Annotated in this window: 15 protein-coding genes; 9 read left to right on the plus strand and 6 right to left on the minus strand. The window is 58.4% G+C overall.

Going from position 1 to position 23,454, the window contains the following annotated elements; translation table 11 throughout:
• Positions 1-5: 5 nt before the first annotated feature.
• From QEO92_RS28420 to QEO92_RS28445, 6 genes are read right to left on the minus strand one after another with little or no spacing between them, the layout of a single operon-like run.
• Positions 6-728 carry a hypothetical protein gene (locus QEO92_RS28420; RefSeq protein ID WP_227705520.1) on the minus strand — a complete coding sequence of 241 codons (723 nt, stop codon included), beginning with the start codon at positions 726-728 and terminating at the stop codon, positions 6-8.
• The gene (locus QEO92_RS28425) at positions 725-2,512 is read right to left on the minus strand and encodes an AIPR family protein (protein ID WP_227705521.1); all 1,788 of its coding nucleotides are present in this window, start codon (positions 2,510-2,512) and stop codon (positions 725-727) included. The genes QEO92_RS28420 and QEO92_RS28425 overlap by 4 nt, the downstream gene beginning before the upstream one ends.
• The gene (locus QEO92_RS28430) at positions 2,509-3,522 is read right to left on the minus strand and encodes a PD-(D/E)XK motif protein (RefSeq protein ID WP_227705522.1); all 1,014 of its coding nucleotides are present in this window, start codon (positions 3,520-3,522) and stop codon (positions 2,509-2,511) included. The genes QEO92_RS28425 and QEO92_RS28430 overlap by 4 nt, the downstream gene beginning before the upstream one ends.
• On the minus strand, positions 3,512-6,304 hold the full coding sequence (locus QEO92_RS28435) for a Z1 domain-containing protein (protein ID WP_280107550.1): 2,793 nt from the start codon (positions 6,302-6,304) through the stop codon (positions 3,512-3,514). Before QEO92_RS28435 ends, QEO92_RS28430 begins: the two co-directional genes overlap by 11 nt.
• Before the next feature lie 46 nt (positions 6,305-6,350).
• Positions 6,351-7,799, minus strand: a complete 1,449-nt coding sequence (locus QEO92_RS28440; RefSeq protein WP_280107551.1) for an ATP-binding protein — start codon at positions 7,797-7,799, stop codon at positions 6,351-6,353.
• Positions 7,800-7,846: 47 nt separating this feature from the next.
• Positions 7,847-9,730 (minus strand): sigma-70 family RNA polymerase sigma factor, encoded by a 1,884-nt coding sequence (locus QEO92_RS28445; protein ID WP_227705525.1) that lies wholly within the window; start codon positions 9,728-9,730, stop codon positions 7,847-7,849.
• A gap of 319 nt (positions 9,731-10,049) precedes the next feature.
• Between QEO92_RS28445 and QEO92_RS28450 the strand changes: the two genes are divergently transcribed.
• The 9 genes from QEO92_RS28450 to QEO92_RS28490 all read left to right on the plus strand — a co-directional run bounded on the left by QEO92_RS28450 (position 10,050) and on the right by QEO92_RS28490 (position 23,338).
• Entirely contained in the window at positions 10,050-10,247 is a 198-nt protein-coding gene (locus QEO92_RS28450; RefSeq protein ID WP_227705526.1) for a hypothetical protein, read from the plus strand.
• Positions 10,248-10,474: 227 nt separating this feature from the next.
• Entirely contained in the window at positions 10,475-11,731 is a 1,257-nt protein-coding gene (dcm, locus tag QEO92_RS28455; RefSeq protein WP_280107544.1) for a DNA (cytosine-5-)-methyltransferase, read from the plus strand.
• Positions 11,724-12,176: a very short patch repair endonuclease gene (locus tag QEO92_RS28460; RefSeq protein ID WP_227705527.1), complete on the plus strand. Its 453-nt coding sequence runs from the start codon at positions 11,724-11,726 to the stop codon at positions 12,174-12,176. Before dcm ends, QEO92_RS28460 begins: the two co-directional genes overlap by 8 nt.
• Before the next feature lies 1 nt (position 12,177).
• Entirely contained in the window at positions 12,178-13,395 is a 1,218-nt protein-coding gene (locus QEO92_RS28465) for a type II restriction endonuclease (protein WP_227705528.1), read from the plus strand.
• Between the two features lie 312 nt (positions 13,396-13,707).
• Complete coding sequence (locus QEO92_RS28470) at positions 13,708-19,989, plus strand: RHS repeat-associated core domain-containing protein (protein WP_227705529.1); 6,282 nt, start codon at positions 13,708-13,710, stop codon at positions 19,987-19,989.
• A 372-nt stretch (positions 19,990-20,361) separates the two neighbouring features.
• The gene (locus QEO92_RS28475; protein WP_227705530.1) at positions 20,362-21,369 is read left to right on the plus strand and encodes a PilN domain-containing protein; all 1,008 of its coding nucleotides are present in this window, start codon (positions 20,362-20,364) and stop codon (positions 21,367-21,369) included.
• Positions 21,366-21,974, plus strand: coding sequence for a type II secretion system protein GspM (gspM, locus tag QEO92_RS28480; protein ID WP_227705531.1), 609 nt, complete (start codon positions 21,366-21,368; stop codon positions 21,972-21,974). Before QEO92_RS28475 ends, gspM begins: the two co-directional genes overlap by 4 nt.
• 1 nt (position 21,975) lies before the next feature.
• A complete protein-coding gene (locus QEO92_RS28485) occupies positions 21,976-22,521 on the plus strand; it encodes a hypothetical protein (RefSeq protein WP_227705532.1) in 546 nt (181 codons plus the stop codon).
• Positions 22,505-23,338 carry a hypothetical protein gene (locus tag QEO92_RS28490; RefSeq protein WP_227705533.1) on the plus strand — a complete coding sequence of 278 codons (834 nt, stop codon included), beginning with the start codon at positions 22,505-22,507 and terminating at the stop codon, positions 23,336-23,338. Before QEO92_RS28485 ends, QEO92_RS28490 begins: the two co-directional genes overlap by 17 nt.
• Positions 23,339-23,454 lie beyond the last annotated feature (116 nt).

Genomic DNA, 23,454 nt, shown 5'->3' on the forward strand with positions numbered 1-23,454 from the left:
CGCTATTAACTCGGCAACTTCCCCAAGCCGGAACCGGCGAGCAGATGAGCAATGTCATTCAGCGACGATGGAGAACCATCCTCTTCGCCGGAAGCGGTCAGCCAGTCACCACCACTCTTCCAGTCTCTTTCCAAGCCGACAAGCTGCTGTACCGCCTGGACAGCCGGCAACCCGCCTTTTCCATCATCTGACAAGACCGGATCCAGCTCGCCTTCCCATGATGATCCTGTGTCTTTCGGGATCCCAAACTCATCACCAAGGGCCGAGCGCTCATCTTCGCTGAGGTCCAGAGCGGCAAACGCGGCACCTGGCTCAACTTCGATCCCGAACAACCATGCAATTCGGGCTGCCGCCAAGCCGGAACCGGGAGCCATCAAAACGAGGGTCGAACCGTCGTGCCTCTTACCGATAAGGAGGAAGTCGCCTTCGCGCGCCTTAGCGGTCACCAAATTGTCGTAGTAGTACAGCCTGTACTCGGATCGCGTGGGATGCCGAGCACGGGCGTCATACCACGTGAGCATCCCGGTTTCAGCCAGGACACCGCCGTCGTCAGACATCCTGATGAAGTCTGTTGGCAACTTTTGCGGATGCTCCTTCCCGAACAGTCCGATAAGGGGCTTTGATCCGTTAAACTCGTGCTGGTTAGAGCGAGTGATGTCCGTCTCGACCGCACTCAATCGCTTGAACACAGCACCACTGAAGGCTGCTGAGAGAACACCGCCCGTCATGGGTGACTACGCGATATTTCAGGGATATCTGCAGGAGGAGGCGGCAACGACGATGATTTCAGGCTCTCCCAGCATTCGTCCTTTTTAGCCCATTCCGATACCTGCCGGGCACCCGCATCGTCCCTCAGGATATCGTTTACCCGTGCGGCCAGCTTGCCGATGTACCCGGAAAGCTGCGATGACAGGCCCTGCTTTTGCCAGATGGCATCCAGCGACAACTTGCTGCCGGCAATCTCAGACAATGACGCGACAGTGTAGGCGGTGATATTTGCCTGGTACGCCTGGAATCCCCCGGCCCGCACGATCTTTTGAGCCGTTCGAAAAAGGATAGCCTGCGCAATCGCGTGCTTGTATCTCAAGACGTCTGGAACAACCGAGGTGACCGTGTCGTCATCCGACATGAAGCGGTCGAAGTTCTTCTGGTTGCCGAGGGACACGATTTGAGGTTTTCGGCCCCATGCCTGAACGTACTTCGCCAGATCGGTCTTTGTGATCTTTCGACCGGGCGGGATAGCTTCCTTGATCTGTCGCAGTCTGGCTGGCGTTGTCCCCTCACGGGCAAGCATTACGTTGTAGCTTCCCGCCGCACGCTCGTAGAACCACCTGCTGGTACCATCCGGGCAATAGGTTGAGAGCGCGAGCTTCTCCAGCTCGACGTGAAACGGCTTGTTTGCCGATAGGTCCGATACTTTCACCGCATTCTGGCTATTTGCGTATCGCGAAATATCGCTGATCAGCAGTTCCTCGGCGTCGGGGTTATGGGAATGCAGGACAATAACCTTTGCGGGCACACGTACGCGCGTGAGATCGATGTCGGGATGCTTGCGCTTTGTGAAATAAATCGACGCAGTCGTCTGGCCGCCGTTCACAATCTGCATGCCCTTGAGCCATGCAAGCCCCATAGACCCATCGGCTGCGCGTGCAAGGCTCGCTTCATCGGCAATTAGCACAATACCGTTATTGTAGGCCATGAAACGCTCGGGTGCATCACGTAGCGTATCGCGGATGCCTTTGTTGACCTTGCCGGTCTGACTGAGGAACGATCGTACGTTGGCTTCGAGCAGCCTTGCTCCGTATCGCTCATACAGCAGCCGCAACGTCGCCCCTGGAATTGCAGTGAGCGCGTAGTCGTATTCCTCGTTTTCGCCCGGGACATAGACACAGGGCAGAGGCGAGCCACAGACTTCCTCGAAACTGACCACAAGCTCATCGCGAGGTTTGCCTTCGGACCAGTGACGGTGGAGACGTTCGATGTCCATGACCTCGAGCCGGACTGATTTCCCTGCGACATCCCGCGGCTTGAAGACGCGCGTTTTTGCCTGTCGGTCCGTCAGAATGTAGACCCTGATCTGCTCGAGATCCTCATAGCAATCCTTGATCGTAAGGCTGAACTCATAGGCGTCATCGGAGGGATCGATTGCTGCCACGAGTTTTCCGTCGGCAGATTTTCCAAGAAACTTGAGGCATTGTTCCGCGGCTCGTACGACGTCCGCATCGGCAATCGGCTGTACGGTATCGACGCCATCATAAAGCGTGACGAACAGGTCTACCTGGTCAGCATCGTCGGATACCGCATACCCATTGAGCTTCAGCTTCGAACCCGAAACGGTACGCTCTATATGCAGGACTCGAGGATCAAACGTCATCCCGCATTCTGCCATGTGCTGCATAACGACGTCCGTAAATGCCGCTTCGTCCTTGAGATAGGTTCCGGCGACCATCCGGTCCGATACCATGGACCGCACCTCTGACTGGGTCTGGACGAGAAATTCCTCAAGTGTCATTCGCTGAAAACTCCGTATTGCTGCATTGCGTCTCCAAGCGTCAGAGGGACGCAAGCCACCAGATCAAGATCAATTTCATACTCGGCGGCGCGGATCTCCGGGCTTGTCCTGCTGCGAACAAGTGCGGGGAATGTTTCGTTCACCTCAAAGACCCTGATGTCTAGAGGGACAAACCGCCGTTTGTAGAGTTCCGACGCCTCGTCGACGAAACCGGACAGCATAAGCGTCCGGTTAAGTGTGGAGAGTAGCCCTCGGTCGGCGGCGAGTTGCCTCACCACGACAACAAGTTCGGGAAGGGTTTGGCCTTCATCTTGCAAACTGAAACGGATGGCGGCCAGCAGAACAGCCCGTTCTCTCATTCCGTCCAGCTGTTCCAGTGAGCTGATATGTGCAGAAAAGCTGTTTGCTGACAGTGTTGCCTTAACCTCAACGCCGATCACAGCAGTCTGGAAATCCTGGAGGCTTCGTGAGGGACCGTTCCATGCATGCACCACATCTGCAACAGCCGCTCCACCGGCGATCGCTTCCCGCATGAAGGTGAGCTCGCCAAACAAACCGAGCTCCTCTTCAGGGCGCAAGAGGTCGGTGCGTGGTTTTCGCATGAATTCCTGCCATGCCCGGATTCTGGCCAGCATAAGAGTCAAAAGCCAGGAATCGGACTGTGTTGTCGCCCGGGAAAGTGCAGAAACGATATCAGCTGCCATCTGAACAAACAGATCACGGCCGGCGCCGGACCGACGCGTCAGGCATAACCAGGTGCTGAAACCTGCCGAAAAGCTCTCTTTTGAGATCTCGACCCGGAAGCCGGTCCCTTCAGGAAGATCAGCCTTCCGGAGTTCTGAACCAACGTTAAAGCCGACCAGCAGGGTTTCCCCTCCCTCTGGAAAAACAATGCCACCCCTGAAGCGTGGACTGGAGTGACCGAGCGCCACGGTCAGCCAGCCCTTGTCGGCGGTCTGGCCAGCCAGTGCACGCCATGCAGTTTCCAGTTCGTCGGTATCAGTCAGCACCGCCGTACTCCTGTGTCCATGCAACGTTGTTGACCTTGTACTCGACCTTCGTACCGGAATGACTTGATGGAAAGCTGATACCGAACGCGACGACCGGCGGAAGGAGCGGGTCAATGTGGCCCCCGGCTTCTGCCGGATCGAGGACATAGAGGAGCAACAATCCGCGCTCGGGATGACCAGCCTGGCCAGGCATACCTTCGCCCCGAAGTTTCCGGATAGATGGTCCTGATGGTTCGTCGGGCCCTTCGGTTGATTTTGATCGAGCCGGATCGGGCTTCCAGCCCTTCCTTGTCATATCCAGCGCCGCGAGCCATTCTTCGTCCGTCAGATCGATCGCCTCGTCCCGTGGTGAGAGCAGTCGACCGATCGAATATTTCCCGGTAGCGCCTTCGGCTGCACGTGTCAGCATCTGGATTTCAAGGTCATCCGTCAGCGGGAAGGATTTTCCGCGTCCACTGCCGATTACAGCGACGGTCCAGCTGGTGAGTTCTCTTTCGAGGTTCATCCGGGTGATGAACTCGGCAAGCAAAACACTGTTCACCTTGTAGGCATCAGGATGGGTCCTGTATGCGTTCAGGAAATCAATGACCTTTGCTGCGGGAACGTCATTCCAGAGGCGACCTTTCCATCGTTGTGTACTGTCACCACGCTGTCGGACGGGGTCATTCTCGCCAGTCCCGAGCTGGCGCACCAGGCTGGCTGTCGCGTCCAGATTTCGTTGCAAGACGCCATTCTCGGAAAAAAGCGATACGGTTTCAGAAACTTGCCCACTGAACGACAGCATGAGGCTTCGCGCTGCCCGCATTTTGAGCCTCGATGTTACAAGCAGCACCGGGTGGGACTGGACCTTAAGCCCGTAGTCCCGCGGTGTCGAACCTGCTGCTGCCATCAGATCGAACTCCTCCCGCAACTCTTCCGCCGCGTCCGCAATGTGTCCGAACCAGTCAGCAAGTTCATCGGTCGTATACAGTCGGCACAGGTCGATATAGCCCGGCCGATACCCGAACCATCTGCCCATCTGCATAAGAGTGTCATACATCTTGGAGGTGCGCAGAAAGTAACTTGTGCAAAGGCCTTCAAGAGTGAGACCTCGGGACAACTTGTCTCCACCGATCGCGATTACCTTCAGACCTTGACCCTGCTGATCGGCATAATCCAGCGCGTCCTTCGCTGTCCCGTTGATCATTCTGACGTCGACGTCGGCGATGATCCGGGTGACCATCTCCAGTACCTCGGACCATTCGGGGAGGCTGGCGTCGTCCGCGAAAACCGGAAATTCTGACTGTGCTGTGGCGCTTGTCGGCACGAAGTCCGAGAGCCAGAGTTTCTCAAGGCGACCAACAGCCGTTTCGTGGCCGATCCGACGGACAAGACGCTGCTTCAGCTTGGAAACGTAGTTTTCGACCTTTTCGTGGACGTGTTTCTGGACAGAAGTAAATCGCGTCACATGGACAAGCATCGAGGAATGGGCATCGCCCTGACCCCTCAGATCACGGACGGCACAGGCAATGAGGAACGAGTCAATTGCCTGTTCAAGTGTCAACGGCAGGCCACTTTCGCGGTCTGTCAGGGGCACGTAGCCATTCTTGTGTGTGTGCGGCATCCAGCCGCCCTTGCCGTCTTCGCCGGTGTGATCTGCAACGGGCCGGAACAGGGGCAGCCCTGCTGTCCGCCCCGACGTCGACTGCAAGCCGAAGATCTGTGCCGGGCCGACATAACTCGAAGGTGCCGCCAGGTTTACGATGAAGGCCGACGGGAAAAGATCTGGGCCTTCCTCTTTGGTTTGTCCTCTTTCGTGAATAAAAATGTTTGCGAACGGCGTCGCGGTGTATCCGACATACGCCGAGCGCGTGAACGTATGCAGGATCTTGCGGGTAAGACTGTTGATGGCGGTCGGCTGGTGCTCCTCGTCGGGCGCTCCGTCTTCCCCGAATACCTGCTCTCCCGTATCGACCGAAGCGTGATCGGCTTCGTCATCGATCAGGAGGAGTGGCAGCCGTTGCACAATCCTGCGTCCGTTCTCATCCTGTCCATCTGCGACGTGATGCCGAATCCAGCCGAGCAGGCGCTCCAGAACCGTCTTGTTTTTCTTGATGACGAACAACCAGGGGCGCTGTTCGGGCGTGATCCCGAGGGTATTGGCCCGCGCGGTGCTGAAGTCGCCGTTATTGGTCCGGTTGGTAACGTAGTTGGGACGGATGGATGGATCCCGGTCGATAAGGCCAACGCCGATCTCACGGATATCATCGGCGATCGGTCGGGTTTCATAACCGAGAAAACCTTCATCGAGGCGCATCTGGGTCTGGGATCTGAGATTGTTGTGGAGGCCGGCGAGTACGATAATGATCTTGTAGCCTGCGTCGGCCGCCTTGCAGACAAGCCCGGTATAGTTTCCAGTCTTGCCCGACTGGACATGGCCGACCACCAGCCCGCGCCGGTCCCACGGCCCCTCACGTGCAGGGTCCTCGAGCATGCCAAGTATAGTATCCGTCGACCGGTCGAGCCCCTCCACAGCGACAACCGACATTTTTCCCTCGAGATATTCGCGGTAACGCTGCCAGTAACGCCAGTCGCCTTTCCGACCTGCGTTAAGCCACGCTTTGTGACCTTCATCGTTCTGGATTGTCGAATCCGCGCCTACCCAGATGCTGAAACGGCGAACCAGTTCATTGATGACAGCGTCGCGATCCAGTCCATCCTTCCAGGCAGGTTTGAACATCAGAACCTGATCGATCTTTGTACTGATCAATCCAGGACTAATCGCGCTACGCTCTTCTTCCATCAGGAGTTCCTGGGCAAACTTGACAACTTTTTCGTTGCTCAAAAAACTATTCCTTTGGTTCAAATGTGAGTGTTTCGACAAATGAGGACCATGCATCGAACGGTTCTGTCACTGCCATCTGCCGGCGGGCCTGTTCTTGCGACAGGCCCTTTCGGTTGACGAGACTGTTGAATACTGTCTGCATGATGGATTTCAGCTCGTCCGGCGGGGTCCCCTCGAAGCCGGTCTTGGGCGTGTCCTTCGCCTCAGCCGTATCCAGCCAGATTTGCTGGACCGGGACTGTTTCTTCTATGATCCGGAGCATCGCCAGAACGTCGGCGCGCAGTTGACCCGCCTGCTCGAGCACTGCGGCTACCGCTGTATGGTGTTCATCTATTCTGTATCGGATACCGCCGGACAGACGATCGGCACGCCACGCCGGTGCGACCGGTCCGGTTTTTGCGCTTCGATCCGGTTTGCCGCGGAACGCAAACACTTTTCGTGCCCGCTGACGGACATCTTCGGCAAACAGGGACAGGCGGGGACGGGCCTCCAATGGAGGCCGCGCTGTCGATTTTCGTATGTCGATCTTCCAGTCCTCATCGGCGCTGTTGGGTATATCCAGCCTGATCCTTGCAAGACGGAAAGGCTCTTCCTTCGTCCATGAACGGCCGCGACCAAGTCCGAGCCAGTGCCCCGCTACGAGAAGGCGTTCGTTCCGATAGACGTAAAAGCCCTGCTGCGATGTCCAGCCATCGGGTCCGGCCGCCTCGGCCCAGGTTTTCTCCGGAAGACGATCCTTGTGCGGAAGAACAAACCCTTCGACCGCTATTTCGTAACCATTGACAGCGAACCGGTCGCGGCCGGAGCGCCACGTGTCCGATCGGCTTTCGAGAAAAGGGTCCCATGCCTGCACTGGCTTGCCGTTGATACGGATCGTCAGCTTCCGTGAGGCAATGTACCGATGAAAAACCATTGCCAGATGTTTCTCGATCACATCGATCACCTCGAGAAAATCCTGCGACCGTGCACCGCGCGGGACAATCCGGTCCATTTTCTCCCAAAGCACGAGCGTCCCATGGTCGAGAGGCTCCAGATTTTTCAAAAGCTCCTCTGACCCGGGCGCTGGTCCCTCAAGCAGTGACCAGGAGCCGCTCCTGTCGTCGCGCAGGACATCGAGGTCCCATCTAAGGACGCTGGTAACATTGCCTTTCCGTGATGCTACGGTAAGGCGTCGTGCCTGCGAAAAAGAGGCAGTTTTCAGACCGAGGCCGAACCGCCCGAGATCGCTCTTGCCGCGTTCTTCGAGGGGACCCTTTTCACCGAGCCGCATAGCCCGATCAAGAAGCACGTCATCCATTCCATCGCCGTTGTCGAGAATGGAAATGGCACTCGATGTCCCGTTCCAGACGAACGTGAGATCGACCATCGTGGCATTGGCGGCGATGCTGTTATCAATGATGTCAGCAAGCGCTGTGGCTGCGGAGTAGCCCAGCCCGCGCAGTGCCTCGATCATGGCACTGGCGCGCGGTGGCGCATTTCTCGCACCTGTGATCGGTCCACTCAAAGGAACGCCTCCAGTTTCCTTGACCTGTTCGGGTGCCGGAGAATTCGCAAGCCCTTCGTTTCGATCTGCCGGATGCGTTCTCTTGTCACGTCGAATTTCTCTCCGACCTCTTCGAGCGTGTGCTCCTCAACGCCCCCCATACCGAAACGGAGACGAAGTACGCGCTCCGTTCTCGCCGGCAGCATCAAAAGCATTTCGCTCGTAAGGGAGCGCAGGTTTGACAGGTCGTGTCGGTGGTCGGGCAGCGGAACTCTGTCATCGACCAGTAATCGCGAAACAGCAGGGAAAGGGGAGCCCGGGATAGCGAGAACGTTTTTGATCTTTCCGGGAGAAACTTCCAGTTCGCCCGCAATCTCTTCTACGCTCGCCTCGCGACCGAGCCCGGCCCTCGTTCGCTGCCGGATGCGTTCAGTCTTTCTGACAAACTCACCGATATGAACCGGGACGCGTATCAGGCGAGACTGGTCCTCGATGGCCCGCAACATTGCCTGACGTATCCACCAGACCGCATAGGAACCGAACCTGCTGCCTTTTGTGCTGTCAAACTTTTCAACCGCCCGCATCAGCCCGATGTTGCCCTCCTGAATCAGGTCTTCTATTGGTAATCCTCTTCTGCGGTATCGGTACGCCAGCCAGGGCACGAGCTTCAGGCCTCCCTCCATACCCCGGTCCCGGGCCTTCCTGTAGTTTTCGAGCGCCAGTCTGAGAGGTTCGAGGTCTTGCCTGTCCGAACTCTTTTGCTCGAGTTCATTGAAGAGCTTCACAAAATCCCGGAAGAAGAGCTCCGTTGCTGAGGGTTCGCTGACGCCCGATTCGACTGTCAGATCATCTCCGGTCTCGGAGACATCGCCGCCGTCATCAGCCTCCTCGGAATCGTCCACAACCTCTTCGGTTTGCAGAAGTTCACTCTGCAGAGCCATGGGAGTTATCTTCAGAAACCCGGTGAACGCTTCTACGAGGCGCGCTCGGGCTTCAGCAACCTTACCGAAAATTCTGAGCTCTCGATCGGGGCTGAATGGTCCGAACCCGGCAATCTCCAACCCGTATTTCTCAGCTGTGTCCAGCTGGCTGGTGCACGTATCGCGGAAACTGTCGAAAACCTCTTGGCAGAGATGGAGATCCCGACTTGCCGGTTCCGCGTTGCTGATGCACTGGAACGGATTTCCGGGACGGGCAGGGAATATCCTGACGTTGGCCGCGGCGAGCACCTGCCGCAGTTGACGGATATGCTGCGGATTGGCCCGCGCCCATGCAGTACTTACCGCGTCATCAGTAAGCCATCCCGCAGCGAGACCGCTGGCAATCACGGCGTAAACGGACTGCGGGATCGCGACGGTGGCCTTTTCCGTCGTACTTGCGGGGAGAGAAATATCAGCGGTTTCCCAGTCGTCGCGTTCCCGGGTCACACGGTGTGACGCGATAGCAACCTGTAGTGCAATCACATCTTGATCAGCGACACGATTGTCAGCAGGAGCATGAAACTCCGTTTCGGCCTCCCAGCCCGCAATACTCTCCTCGCCCGGATCTGCGGCTGCAGCGGCCTCAATGACCGGAGGCGGTGATACGACCATGCTGGGCTGGAGGATGGCGGCGATAAAATGATGACCGCACCTTATGGCCAGGTCGACGGCAGTGCGTCCATCAGGGTCCCTGAGGGACACATCTGCACCCTCGAGGACGAGCAATTCGCAGATACCCGGTCGACCATTGGTCGCGGCAATCATTAGCGGCGTTCTGCCGTTAACGTCCCTTCCGTTGACAGGTGCGTGTCGACGAAGATGAAGCAGGACCGATGCTTCCTCGCCTTTTATCAATGCCAGACGGAACAGCGGTGAAATACTGGCGGCGGGGGAGGACAGCTCGCGGACATGACCATTCACCGGAAGCGTCCATCACTTCTTGTCGCGACTGATTTATGCACCCGACTCCCCCGTATATATGCCCCGACACATCTCTACATTGCAGAAGTAAAAAAACAACGCCCGTGAAGGAACCTGGCGTGCTTCACCCCAAACCTTTCTGCACGCTGGATTTCCTACCCGGACCGACGTCCTTTCGGGATATCTGGAACCGAGTGGTAGCATGCTGCACCAGAAGGCACTTTGGTTTAGCCTGCAAACCTGTTTTCCAACTTGTGTTGCTCTCAAAGAAGGAGACTGGTAGGCGAGGGGCATGCAAACCTTTGGCAGGAGTTCTGGCATGGAAACCGAATTGCCCGATGGGCAATATCCGTTCATCGACCGTCGTTACCCGCTCGCCGAGCTCACGATGATCGAGATGCCACGGGCACTCGAAGAACTGTTGCGTGCCCAAGCGGCAGCACGAGGGCAGCACGAGGGTGCTAATCGATCGCGGACAGATCGTCGAGTTGCGATGCCAGTCCGCGGAATATCCTGACGCAACCTTTACGGTTTACTGGCCGCATGAGGAGGATCGCCTTCACATGCTGGCTCCGAGGGAGTTCTCGAAGGGCCGGGCATGATCGTAAGTTCGCATCTGATTTAACTGTGTACCTTGCGCCGCAAAGACCAAAAGCGGCGGAACATTTTGCGAACATGGCTTGCTGTCTGGGAAGAATTTTGCCAGTTTGGCAAAAAATGACCCAGATAGACGGCAGGTGATTCGTGCAGCAAGCGCTACCCGACGAGAACGAATTCAATCATTTGTGTCAGCGCGCCGGTCTCACATCAGCTGAGGCTGCATCCCTGATCTCAGTTTCCGATCGTACCGCCGCCCGCTATGTCAGCGGCGAGGGACGCCCGACTGATCTCGCGCTCAGGGTGCTGAAAGACCTTGCCGATCGTAGATGTGCCGGCAAGGGGCCAATCTCATTCCGGTTCATCGATCTGTTTGCAGGTATTGGTGGGCTCCGGATCGGCTTTCAGGGTATTGGGGGACACTGCGTCTTCACCTCGGAGTGGGACGAGAATGCCCAAAAGACCTATGGGTTGAACTTCCGCGACAATCATCGCCTTGCGGGGGACGTTCGCGAATATGCCGAAAACCCCGACCTGATCCCGGAGCATGACATCCTGCTTGCCGGCTTCCCGTGCCAGCCATTCTCGATCGCAGGTGTTTCGAAGAAGAATGCACTTGGTCGGCCCCACGGTTTTCTATGCGATACTCAGGGCACGCTGTTCTTTGATACCGCCCAGATCATCGCGCATCATCGACCTGCAGCTTTTGTGCTCGAAAACGTCAAGAACCTTGAAAGTCATGACAAGGGCCGGACGTTCGCCACGATTATCAATGTGCTCACGAACGAGCTTGGCTATAACGTTCAGACACGGGTGATCAGCTCCGAGCACTGGGTACCACAACGCCGCGAACGTATTTTCATTGTCGGTTTCCGTGAGCCGACCGACTTCGATCTGAAATCCCTCAAGCTTCCGGGAAATGGACCGAAACTTGGCAGCATTCTTGAGCCGCATGACGAGGTCGATCCGAAATACACCCTGACCCCACGCCTGTGGGAATATCTGCAGGCTTATAAGGAAAAGCATAATTCGAAAGGCAACGGGTTCGGATACAGCCTGTTTGGTCCTGATGATGTGACGCGAACGCTTTCTGCCCGCTACTACAAGGACGGGTCGGAAATTCTCGTCGCACAACCTGGCAAGCGGCCGCGGCGACTGACACCATTGGAGTGCGCTCGTCTAATGGGCTTTGACCGGGGCGATCGCCGCTGGAAAATACCGGTTTCAGATACTCAGGCCTACCGGCAATTTGGCAATGCCGTTGTCGTTCCGGTGGTAGAGTTCCTTGCGGAGGCGATGAAGCCATTTATCGAGTCCGCATTGCTGAGAGGCGCCGGTCGCTCATTAGCAGCGCCTGTGACTGTAACTCGCCCCGATCGGGAGCCAGTTAGCGCGCATGGCTGACATCGTCCCGGCTGAAGTTCGCAGCCGGATGATGTCGGGTATCCGTGGTACCAACACGAAGCCGGAACTTCTGCTGCGCAAAGGGCTCCATGCCATGGGGTTTCGATTCCGGCTGCATGATCGCTCGCTTCCCGGAAAGCCAGATATTGTCCTTCCGCGATACAACGCGGTCATCTTCGCGCATGGCTGCTTCTGGCATGGCCACGATTGCCACCTGTTCAAATGGCCTACAACCCGCCCGGAGTTCTGGCAGGCAAAAATAGCGCGAAATCGGGCCGTCGATGAGCGGACTCATGCAGCTCTGACAGAGGCCGGTTGGCGCCAGGCGGTCGTGTGGGAGTGTGCCCTGAAGGGCAAAACGCGACTGCCTCTCGAGGATGTCATTCAGTCATGTGCTGAGTGGCTGAGATCGGACCAGCCGCGACTGGAAATCAGGGGAGGGTAGAATGCGCCGCGGGCTTTTGTCAGATCTCTTCACCGGAGTCGTCGCAAAGCGTTTGACGCTGGTGGAAACAATCACGCACAAATCCAATCAGCACGAGTTTCAGGGCACGAGACCACTTCGCCGGCTTCTGGGTGACGATGATCGCAGAGGTATCGCTACACGCTTCATCTGGATATCCGGCGAACAGGAGGCCATGGCGGAAGAAGGCTTCATGAGCTGGTCTAATGTCCGCAAAGGAAAGCCGCGCGCACCGGAGTATCACCTCTACTATTCCTCAAACGCCGTCACCGAGCTGATGCAGCCTGGCGACATGCTGTTTCTGGCTTTGCAACAAGATGGCTCGATCCTCGTCGTTGTAACGCCCTCTGCTACAATCCAGAACCAGCTCATCTGGTTATTTGCGCTGGAGGAGCAGCCTGAATTCGCCTTCACATTCCAGGAGATCGATGGCGCACATAACGCCGAACTCGATTTTGCAGCGCGCTATATTCTTGATGAGCTGGGGATCGAGCCGGAGGAGCCTGAAGCCGATCGGCTCGATAGCCTCATCGAACGCTTCGGTCTCGACTTCCCGAAAACACGCGTGTTTTCGGAGCTTGCGCGGACATCGATGCCGGAGGTTTCGGCTGCAGATAATCCGGACCTCGCGCTGATCTCATGGATGGATCGCGAGGAGCAGCTTTTCAAAAGGTTGGAACGGCGTATCGTCGCCGCACGTATTGGCAGCGGCTTTGGTGCGGCTGGCGACGCTGACGTTGAAGGATTTCTGGCGTTTTCGTTGAGCGTACAGAACCGACGAAAGGCGCGGGCGGGACAGGCCCTCGAAAATCATCTTGAGGCAGTTTTTGCCGCCCAGCAGATTCGATACGTTCGGGGCGCGGAGACAGAAAACCGGAACAAGCCCGATTTTCTGTTCCCGGGGCAGAATGAGTATCGTGATCCGCTTTATCCGGACGCACGGCTGACCATGCTCGGTGCCAAGTCGACGCTGAAAGATCGCTGGCGCCAGGTTCTGTCGGAGGCTCTCCGGATCCGGGAAAAACACCTTCTTACCCTTGAGCCCGGGATATCAGAAAACCAGACTGACGAGATGCAGGCCAAGAAGCTACAGCTCGTCGTGCCGAAGCGGTTGCATAATACCTATCGACTGACGCAGCAGGCGTGGCTGATGGATGTTGCCGACTTTATCTCTGTGGTGCGATCTCGTCAGGAGACCTGATCAACTCTTCCAAGAGCTGGGCTTGGGAACGTCTAATCCACATAACAGGCCTCCGGCAGCTGTTCGCTCAAGCCTAAACCTTCTTCCGCCGGGTTGTCCCGGACTAATCGTCGCCGGAACTGCTGGCTTGGTGGCCTCCGCTTTGCGGTGGCGTGGCAGGCCACTGGGTGACTGTGGTCGTGAACGCTATAAGCTCTTGCGGTTTATAATATTTCGATGACCCCCTGATTTTGGGGGTTGCGATTTTGGGGGCGGGGCATTCTAGGATGGGTTGTGTTTTGATTACGTTCTGATTCGCATTCGAGGGGGCTCATGCGAGATAGTCGGGTAAGGTTTGCGGCTTTGGCCGCCACGGTATCGCTTTGCGTTTTGTCGGGTGGGGTGACGGGAGCAGTGCTGCTGGATGGGATGTTCGGCGGTGTTGCGTTTGCCGGCGAACAGGGGCCGGCGGGCGGCGGCTTCGGCAGTGGCGGGAGTGGCTTCGGCAACGGTGGTCTCGGCGGGAGTTCCGTGGAGGCGGGGCAGGGTGGATCTGCCGGCGCTTCGGGCGGTCAGGTCGTGCAGCCGGATGGCTCCGGCGTTTCTTCCGACGATCGGGCGGTGGACCGGGCCCAGGCGATCGGCCAGGGCTCGGGCGCCAACGGCAAGGGCGTCGGCGGTCAGGACGAGGCCGGTCAGGCGAACGGCACGGCGCTCGGCAAGCCGGCCGATGATGACGGCGAAGGCGAAGAGCCGCAGGCTGACAAGGCGGATGCCGAGGCGACGGACGAGAATGCCGCAGAACCGCAGGCGATGACGGCGATGGCGGCGGCGGCAACCAGCCAGGAAGCACCGGCGGTCAACGCGCCGGAAAGGCCATCGGTGCCGGAGATCGGCGGCAACGGCTTCTTCACCCAGAAGATTGCCATCGACGTCCCTGCCTTTCGCGGCCTGGAGCCGAAGATCGCGCTTTCCTACAGTTCTGCCCGCAAGACGAGGCTGGGCGGCCTTTACCAGGGCTGGCTGGGCTATGCCTGGGGGCTCGACGGTTTCGATGTGATCGAGCGGGCAAGTCCGGGTTATGGCTATCCCTATTTCGATGCCAATGACGTCTATCTGCTGAACGGCGAGGAACTGGTGGCCTGCGCCGAGGGCATGGTGGCGGCCTCGTGTACGGCCGGCGGCACGCATGTGACGGAGAACGAGAACTTCAAGCGGGTGAGCTTCGACGCGGCGGCCAACACCTGGACGGTGACCGACCGGGACGGGACGGTGTCGCTGTTCAAGTCGGTGATGGCGATTGCCGGCACCAGCCCGGCCTCGGGCACGACGGACTACAAGCTGCAGCACGACGGGCGCTATCTGCTGACCCAGGTGAAGGACACCAACGGGCAGGTGGTCAATTACGGCTATAGCTGCCCGGACCTGCCTGGCTGCTATGCCAAGTCGATCAGCTATTCGGGTGCGGGGATCACGTTCTATTACGAGGACCGTCCCGACTTCCTCGTTATGGCGAACGGCTTGAGCCTGTCCTACACGAAGAAGAGGGTGAAGACGATCTCGGTGAAGGTGGGGACGGCGGTCCGGAACGTCTATGCCCTGACCTACGACCAGGCGCCGTTCTCCAACACGTCCAGGCTCGTCAAGGTCGACCGTTACGGCAAGGATGCCACTGTCGCCGCGGACGGCACCATCACCGGCACCACCGTCAAAACCATCCGGCAGATGACCTACGACAACCTGGCGTACAGCTATGCCGCCAAGCCCGGTGTAACCGGAGGCCGGGTAACAGAATACGGGGGTTTCCCGTCCGCCCAGGCGGGATCAATAGATCTCAATGCCGATGGCAGGGATGAGCTTTATGGCTGGGTCGCCGATACGTCCCAATGTGGTGAGGTCAATTGCGACGCAGAATATCTTAGTCCCCGTCGGTCCTGGCGTTTTACCAAATTTGCCGATGACGGCACGGCGGCCGGCATAGGCGTTAATTTCCCAAAGCCGCCAAGCACGGGACCGAGCGATTCCACCTCTTTGGAGGTCGAGTTTTCCTCCGGGCGGTTTGCCGCCGAAAGACCAAGGGACCTCGGATTCAAGTTCAAGTGGCGTGTGACATCATTCACCCCCGAGGAAGGCACTACGCACACCGACTATAAGGAAAACCGCGCCGGTCGAGCGGACGCCAATCTCAATATAAGTCTCGGAGCGTGTTCGAGCACCTATGCCGCTGTGTGTGCTCTCCTGACCGAGGGCGGATCGGTTCTGGACCATGACGGCGATGGTTTGGATACGCGTATCAATTTCTCGAAACCGCTGGTCGGAAAGACCGATTTCGCCGGCAATGGACGCCAGGGCGTTTTAGCAGCGGCGAACGATGCGGAAAATTTTCGTTTTGTGAATGGCGCTTGGGCTGCCTCGGCCAGCGGCGTACAGTGCAAGAATGAGGGGCGTACGGGTAATCGTTGTGTCCTCGGCGACCTCAATGGAGACGGCGCTACCGACATCCTGCAGTTTCTCGGAGAGCCGGGAGGGGACTACAAGCTTGTCGTTTATCTTTCGACCGGCAAGTCATTCGTCCGCGTTGCCAATGGCGAGATCTTCGGATCTCCCTTGCTGCTGGACGTCGACAACGATGGCCGCGTGGAAGTCCTTGGGCCGAAGAACCGCAGCCAGAACCTGGCACGCCCGACCCGCATGCCCTGGCGTCTCGCGTTCACGGCGAGCGGGGCGCAATGGCTGGTTGATGTCAAGGACTTCGACCAGAACATCGCTTTCGGCGACTTCAACGGCGACGGTCTGCCGGATCTGGTGAGCGGAGACGGGAAGACCTATGTCTCCAACCCCGGCGCCGGCAATCCGAATCTTCTCCGCACGGTGAAGTTCGAGACGGGCGGTTCGGTTGCGGTTGACTACACGCCGTCGACGCGCTGGACGAACGTTTACATGCCGCAGGTTCTGCATGCGGTGACGAAGCTGACGGTGAGCGACGGGCGCACGACGGCTGCGGTGACGGACTATGCTTATGCGGGCGGGCTTTACGATCCGAAGGCGCGCAAGTTCCTGGGCTACAAGACGATCACGGTGACGAAGCCGCTGGCCTGGGGCGAGACGACGCGTCCCGTGGTAGAGATCACCTACCGTCAGGACCTGGCCAGCTACGGGCTGCCGGCGCAGACGGTGAGCCGCGACGCGGCGAACACCGCCTCGAAGAAGGTGGTGGAGACCTATGCGGTCAATGCGGCGACCAAACCGTATCGGGCATTGAACACCCGGACGGATACGACCCTGACGGAAGGCAGCACTTCGCTGGTGCTGCGCAAGGATCGGATCTTCGACGCCTATGGCAACATAACCCAGCTGCGGGATGTCGGCCGTACGGACTTGACCGGTGACGAGACCTGGACAGTGACGTCCTACGCGCCAAACACGACGGCCTATATCGTGTCGCTGCCGCGGCAACGCAACGTCCGCTCGGGCGGGTTCAGCACCTCGACGGATGTGTATGAGCGGCACCAGGCTTTTTACTACGATGGTTCCACGGATAATGCAGCACCGCCGGCCAAGGGCAACCTGACGATCCTGCGGTCTTACAAATCTGTCGAGCCGACTTCTGCCTCCTATCTCGAATATTTTACCTTCGACGCGTACGGCAACCGGCTGTCGCATGTGGACGGGGTGGGGAACCGGACGGAATGGGACTACGACGCGACCTATCACCTGCATGTGGTGAAGGAGCGGGCGCCCAAGTATTTTGTGCTCGGCGGCCTGCCGGCGGACACGCGGTTCGTGACGAGCTACACGCCGGACTATGTGTGCGGCAAGCCGGCCTCGAAGGTGGACTGGAACGGGGTGAAGGAGACCTTCACCTACGATGCCTATTGCCGGCCGTACGGCTACACGAACGCCGGCACCGGCAAATACGTCAACACCCGCTATATCGACGAGGGTATTCCCGCGACCCAGTCGGTGGTGGTCTACGAACCGCTGGCGACCGGATCGGGCAATGTCTACACGCGCACCTATTATGACGGACTGGCGCGGCAGTGGCGGGTGCAGACGCCGCCGGATGTGGCCGGTGGAGCGACGCGTGTCACCGACACGCGCTATGACGCCCGCGGCAATGTGGGGCAGACGGCCGCGACCCGCTTCTCCAACGAGGCGTCCAGGTTGACGGTCAATTATTACGACTGGAATGACCGGGTGGTGAAGGTGGTCAATCCGGACGCCTCGCAGCGGACCTACGCCTACAACGTCCAGCCGGCGACGGCGGTCGGCGGCACGACGAACCTGCCGGTGATGGAAATGCGCATGTCGGACGAGGAGGGCAAGGTCCGCCGCACCTATACCGACAAGGACAACAACGTCATTCTCACTTCCGGAAACCTTTCCGGTACCTGGGTCAACGAAAGCCGCACCTACGATGTGATGGGGCGGCTGAGAGGGGTGCGCGATCATAGCGGTGCGACCTGGACCTATACCTATGACCTTGTGGGCAACCGGCTGACGGCGAGCGATCCGGATCTCGGCAACTGGTCCTACACCTATGACAACGCCAATCGGCTGGTGAGCCAGACGGATGCGCGTGGCGCGGTGACGACGCTTGCCTACGACCAGATGGGCCGGTTGCGGACGAAGTCGGTCAAGGGTGCGGGCGAGACGGCGGCGACGGTGACGGCCACCAACACCTACGACACGGCCGAAGCCGGTGTGGGCGCCGCGCCGTTCCACGATGTCGGGCTCTTGACGGTGTCCTCCAACGGCTTTGCCAAGCACAGCTACAGCCGCAGCCTGACGGGCTCGGGCACGAAGCTGACGACGAAGACGGTGATCGACGGGATCACCCACACGACGGTGGAGACGAGGGGCAGGGCGGGCCTGACGCTTGCGATCGCCTATAGTCCGGCGGCCGTCAACGTCGGCACGGCGTCGGCCCCGTGGACCTACAACATCTCCAACCGGCTTCTGACGGTGCCCGGCCATATCACCGCGGCAACCTATGAGGCGGACGGCCAGACGACCTCGATCAGCTATGCCAACGGAGTGTCGACGACGTTCGCCTATGCGCCGGAGCGGCGCTGGCTGACGCGGGTGACGACCAAGAAGGGCACCACGGTGCTGATGGACAATCAGTACACGGTGCGCGACAAGCTCGGTCGGATCAAGGCGATCACCGGGCTGACCACTGCCGACAGCTGGACCTACACCTATGACGATCTCGGCCGCCTGACCAAGGCCGACAATCTCGGCAACAACACGCTCGACGAGACCTACAGCTATTCGGTGACCGGCAATCTGACGTCGCGCACGAAGATGGGGACCTATACCTATCCGGCCGGAACTGCGGCGAGACCGCATGCGGCGACCAAGATCGGCACGAAGACGCTTTCCTACGACGCCAACGGCAACATGCTGTCGGACGGCACCCGCACGCTGGTGTGGGATCGGTCGAACCTGCTTGGAAGCGTCACGCAGTCGGGATCGGCGGTGACCTTCGCCTATGGACCGGACGGAGCGCGGGCGATGAAGACCTGGGCCTTCGGCAAGACGCTCTATGCCAGTGCCGATGTCGAGATCGACCGCACCACGCCCGGCGCGGAGATCTATACCCGCTATCCGCATCCCGACCTCAAGGTCACCACCACGGCGGCGGGGGCTACCACCAAGAGCTACCTGCACCGCGATCATCTCGCCTCGGTCCGGCTGGTGACCAACGACACCGGCACGCCGGCCGAGCAGACCGCCTATGCCGCCTATGGCCAGCCGACCAACACGGCGATGCAGACCAGGAAGGGCTATATCGGCGAACGCTTCGATGCCGAAACCGGCCTCATGTACCTCAACGCACGATACTACGATCCAGCATTCGGCAGGTTTATCTCTCCTGACGACTGGGACCCCACAATCGACGGCGTCGGCACCAACCGGTACGCCTATGCCCAGAACGATCCCGTCAATAACTCAGATCCGAACGGGCACTCCATCAGTCCGGACATCAGCAAGTTGGATAGCGAAGGCACAGGCGGCGATAGCGGCTCCGACAACGAGCAGACTGAACCTCAAACCCAGGCCTCAAAGGACATTACCGAGGCAGCGAAAGATTTGCAGCCCAATCAGCGCGATAAGAAAGAAGAGGATGCGGATCAGGCACTCATGGGATATGCCCGAGTTGATGAACATGGCTCCGGAATGGTAGGTTTGTCTGGTGCCGATGCTATCGACGCAAGCACGCGCTCCTCGGGAGGTGTGCATCAACAGATTGGGCATTCCCCGACAGTAATTGATCCGATCTTGCTTGACGGCCGCGGAGGGAGATCAGGAATCGAGGGACACGGCCTTATCAACACAAATAGTGGAAGCGGCTCAAATTCGTCTGTAGCTGATAGAATTGCACGTGATGGAAATATCAGCATTGAATTAGCTCAACAAGTTACAGGAATAAGCCGGCATGGAATCAATCAAGTTATCAATCGAGGAGTGGGACCTTCAGCTATATTGGACGCGCTTCGAAACCCGTTAAAGATCGTTCCAAGGTCAAACGGAACGACTCAATACCGCGGAGCCGACGCTACTGTCGTGATCAATCCAGAAGGAAATATTGTGACTGTGTGGCCTCAATGAAGGGTAATAAAATGTTCCGCAAGAATATATCTGGAGACGTTAAAGCCATATTGCTGGAGAAATGGGATCCTTTGGGCGTAAACGACGTGCCGCAGGCACGTGATGAGTACGACTCATACGTCCCGGGTATCCTAAGGCTTCTACACCAGCGGGCAGTCGCATCGGAGATCGCTGATCATCTCTCGAAACTTGAAAGTGATGAGCTTGGGATTATGCCTAATCACGCGAATAATCGGGAAGTAGCCAATTTGTTGAAATCGTTAGGGGAGTAATTGTTCCTCTCAGCTAGTTGTCGTTATTCAGGGCTATCGCTGCGGAGGTGGAAATCGAAACCAGCTTAGCGTCTTTATAGAGATGTGTAGAGGCGTGGCAATGCGCTTTGTGGGTCCGATCAAAATGTCTAGGATAAGAGATTTTCTGGATTGGTGGAGCGGGGAGCTCACGGACCTCTTCGAATTGCTGTCGAATTGTGCTGCGAAAAATTTTCGCGCACTTTTTAAATTGCGTGACGCAGGTGATGTCGGAAGTCCGGCGGTGGATACTGAGCGAAGTAGCTTTCGAAGACCGGTTCAGTTTTTCCCGGACCAAAGTATCGTCTTCGGAGAGCAGTTTTTGAAACTGCCTTCAGCCGCACAGAGGTTGCCTTTTAACAGATCGATTGCTGTGGCTTCTGCGTTGCTCTCGGAAAAAACGCCTTTCACAGCCCAAGAAGTCCACATAATTCCCGGATTTGTTGCAGGTAGCGGCGCTCACTTCTACGTCATTAAGAAATCTGTGATCGATCCCTCACTCACGCAACTGCAGGTATCGGGAACCAAAATTCGGCGTTTCGGCATTCGCGATGGCCACGAAATCCACTGGATTTCCTCTCGCGTCCTCGAAACCCTCCATCCTGTCTTCCATCATATCTGCCACTGGCGGAATGGCCTGCTCACCGCGTTCGCGATCCTGCTCGTCACATGCGGCGCGACCTATGCGCATGTTTTCCTCAAATATTCGGCGGCGCAACAGGAGCTTGCCGCCGCTGTTGAAGTCAAGCGCTCTGAGGCCCTAGAGATTCGCAAGCTTCTCGACCGGCAGCAGAAGAGCGTTTCGGCCGTCGAAGCGGCACGGAAAGGGAAGGTTCAGGCCGTCCCCGTGGTGCGCGTCTGGGAGGAACTGACACGGGTTCTGCCGGATGACGCCTGGCTGACGGATGTGTCGGTCGACGGCGATACGATGACGATCATCGGCTTTGCCGCGCAATCCGCCGCCAGCCTGATCGCGACACTGGACGCGTCCGACCTGTTCTCTCAGCCGAGCTTCATTTCCCCCGTCGTGCGCATTCCTGGCCAAGCCGGTGAGCGCTTCGAAATCCGGCTTCGGATCGAGGCGGCATGACGGAACTTCTGATCACACTGATGAATGCGCCGCGCGCCGTGCAGCGCTCGGTGGCGCTTGGCCTCCTCGCCGTCGTCATCGCGATCATCGTGGTGATCATCGGTTCACTTGCGTCGATCCTCTCCAGCAAGATCGGCAATATCGAGGAGATGCGGGCAGAACTTTTCCGGCTTGATGAGATCATCGCCCGCAGGCCTTCCGCCGACGTTCAGTTTTCAAATGGGGGCGCCGGAAGCACAGGCCTCTTCATCGAAGGCGATAGCCTGCCCGTCATTCAGGCCAAGCTTCAGGAGCGGATCAACACGGTGGCAAGCGCGACGGGCGCGACGGTCGCCTCGATCAGCGGCACGCCGCAGATTGAGATCGACGGCGCAACCTATATCGGCGTGCGTGCGGACCTTGAAGGCAGCTTGCAGGCGTTTCATGACGTCGTCCGACAGCTGGAAACATCCGAACCTCCGCTGATCATCCGGCAGGCCTCGATCCACAGCACGAACATGCTGGTCCAGGGCGTGCTGTCGGAACCGCTGCAGCTTGCCGGGCAGATCATGATCTACGGCGCGATCGACCCGGCAATCATCTTGCCCGAAAACGGACGACCGTGAGATGCTGAGATCGCTGGACGGACGGTGGAAGGCACTGCTGACGATGGTCGCGGCCTTTCTTTGTCTCCTCGGGCTGAACGTCGTGATCTCAGGGACGGTGATCGATATTTCACCGCTGCCCGTTGCCATGTCGGAAAGCATTTCGTCCGCAAGATCCGCAGGCACCGATCAGTCGCCGCTTTTGGCCGATCTCACGCTTCCCGAAACGCTTGCGCGCCCTGTTTTCAGTCCGACGCGGCGCGACTTCGTTCAGCCGCCGCCTGCCGAGGAGCCCGCCGAAGTGGTCGTGGAGCAGGCTCTAGCGGAGCCGGGGTCTTCCCTGCCGCCTCTGAAGCTCCAGGGAACGAGGGCCATCAACGGCAAGTTTTCGGCTCTGGTTGCAACCGGCGAGACGAGCGCCGACTGGTTCGGCGAGGGAGCAAAGATTGCCGGATGGACGATCGTCTCGATTACGGCTGAGACGATGTCGCTGAGCTCCGGTTCGCAGAGCGCGGTGGTTTCTCTTTACGAAGCGGGAAAGGCGCAGATCGGTGGAGCCGAGGATTGAAGCGAGCCAGAGCAGAGGAGAGGGCGGTTTTGCCCTGCTGGCGGTGCTCGGTTTCATGCTGCTTTTTGCCATGGTCCTCATGCCGTTTGCGGCGGCGTCGCGCGTGAAAGCTCTGAGCACCTCCTATGAATATGATCGTACGCGGCTCGGATATGCCGCCGAAGCGCTCAACGGCTATCTTGCCTGGCGCCTTGGCGATGATGCTCGCTGGCGCCAGCAGGCGGAGCAAGGCGAATTCCTGTCGCTGGATTGCCTGATCGACCATGCTGCCGCAAGGATCTCGATTGTGCCGCATGCCCGCCTCATCAATCTGAATACGGCGGAAGAACCTCTGTTAAGGGAAGGTTTTCAAAATGCGGGCCTGTCAGGGCACGATGCGCAGACCATTGCGAGCCTGGTGATGCAGTTTCGCTCGCCGCGCGTGACGGACGGGGAGACCGCGACGGGCGTTGCGGCAGGCCTCAAGCATGCTCCCTTCGAAGACCTCTCCGAGCTTCACGATTTCGATCGGCTTCTCGATATTTCCGTGATCGAACTTGGTCGCGTCTTCTCCGTAAATTCTGGCCGGGCCATCTTGTCAAAGTCGATCGAGAGCCTGGGTCCCTCGTTGAATTACACCATCGAGACCGTGCTTTTTGATCGAGATTCCTCGGCAGGAGATGCGGCCATTTTTCTGGCAGGAAATGAGGGGCGACGGAGCAAGCGAATTGCATCAATCGATATCGATGCCAAGCCGGAGCGACCGCTGCGGGCGAGGGGGTGCGAGGCGGTTCTCGGCCATGATGTCGTCCAGTTGTTAGGAGAGGTGTTGACGTGACCCTGCATTCCGCATCGCCTCAGGAGTTTCTGGTTTTTCTGGAGAGTTCCGGACGCATAACCGCCGAAGCCGCACAGCGGGCCCGATCGGCCGAACGGCAAACGGGTCAACCCATC

Origin of the sequence: Neorhizobium petrolearium (assembly GCF_029854435.1) — a bacterium.
Classification (GTDB): Bacteria; Pseudomonadota; Alphaproteobacteria; order Rhizobiales; family Rhizobiaceae; genus Neorhizobium; species Neorhizobium petrolearium.

Bases quoted from the DNA above. Each gene is read 5' to 3' on its own strand.
- QEO92_RS28420 (WP_227705520.1), bottom strand. From the start codon at position 728: ATGACGGGCGGTGTTCTCTCAGCAGCCTTCAGTGGTGCTGTGTTCAAG.
- QEO92_RS28425 (WP_227705521.1), bottom strand. From the start codon at position 2,512: ATGACACTTGAGGAATTTCTCGTCCAGACCCAGTCAGAGGTGCGGTCC.
- QEO92_RS28435 (WP_280107550.1), bottom strand. From the start codon at position 6,304: ATGGAAGAAGAGCGTAGCGCGATTAGTCCTGGATTGATCAGTACAAAG.
- QEO92_RS28440 (WP_280107551.1), bottom strand. From the start codon at position 7,799: ATGATCGAGGCACTGCGCGGGCTGGGCTACTCCGCAGCCACAGCGCTT.
- QEO92_RS28450 (WP_227705526.1), top strand. From the start codon at position 10,050: ATGGAAACCGAATTGCCCGATGGGCAATATCCGTTCATCGACCGTCGT.
- QEO92_RS28460 (WP_227705527.1), top strand. From the start codon at position 11,724: ATGGCTGACATCGTCCCGGCTGAAGTTCGCAGCCGGATGATGTCGGGT.
- QEO92_RS28465 (WP_227705528.1), top strand. From the start codon at position 12,178: ATGCGCCGCGGGCTTTTGTCAGATCTCTTCACCGGAGTCGTCGCAAAG.
- QEO92_RS28470 (WP_227705529.1), top strand. From the start codon at position 13,708: ATGCGAGATAGTCGGGTAAGGTTTGCGGCTTTGGCCGCCACGGTATCG.
- QEO92_RS28475 (WP_227705530.1), top strand. From the start codon at position 20,362: ATGCGCTTTGTGGGTCCGATCAAAATGTCTAGGATAAGAGATTTTCTG.
- gspM (WP_227705531.1), top strand. From the start codon at position 21,366: ATGACGGAACTTCTGATCACACTGATGAATGCGCCGCGCGCCGTGCAG.
- QEO92_RS28485 (WP_227705532.1), top strand. From the start codon at position 21,976: ATGCTGAGATCGCTGGACGGACGGTGGAAGGCACTGCTGACGATGGTC.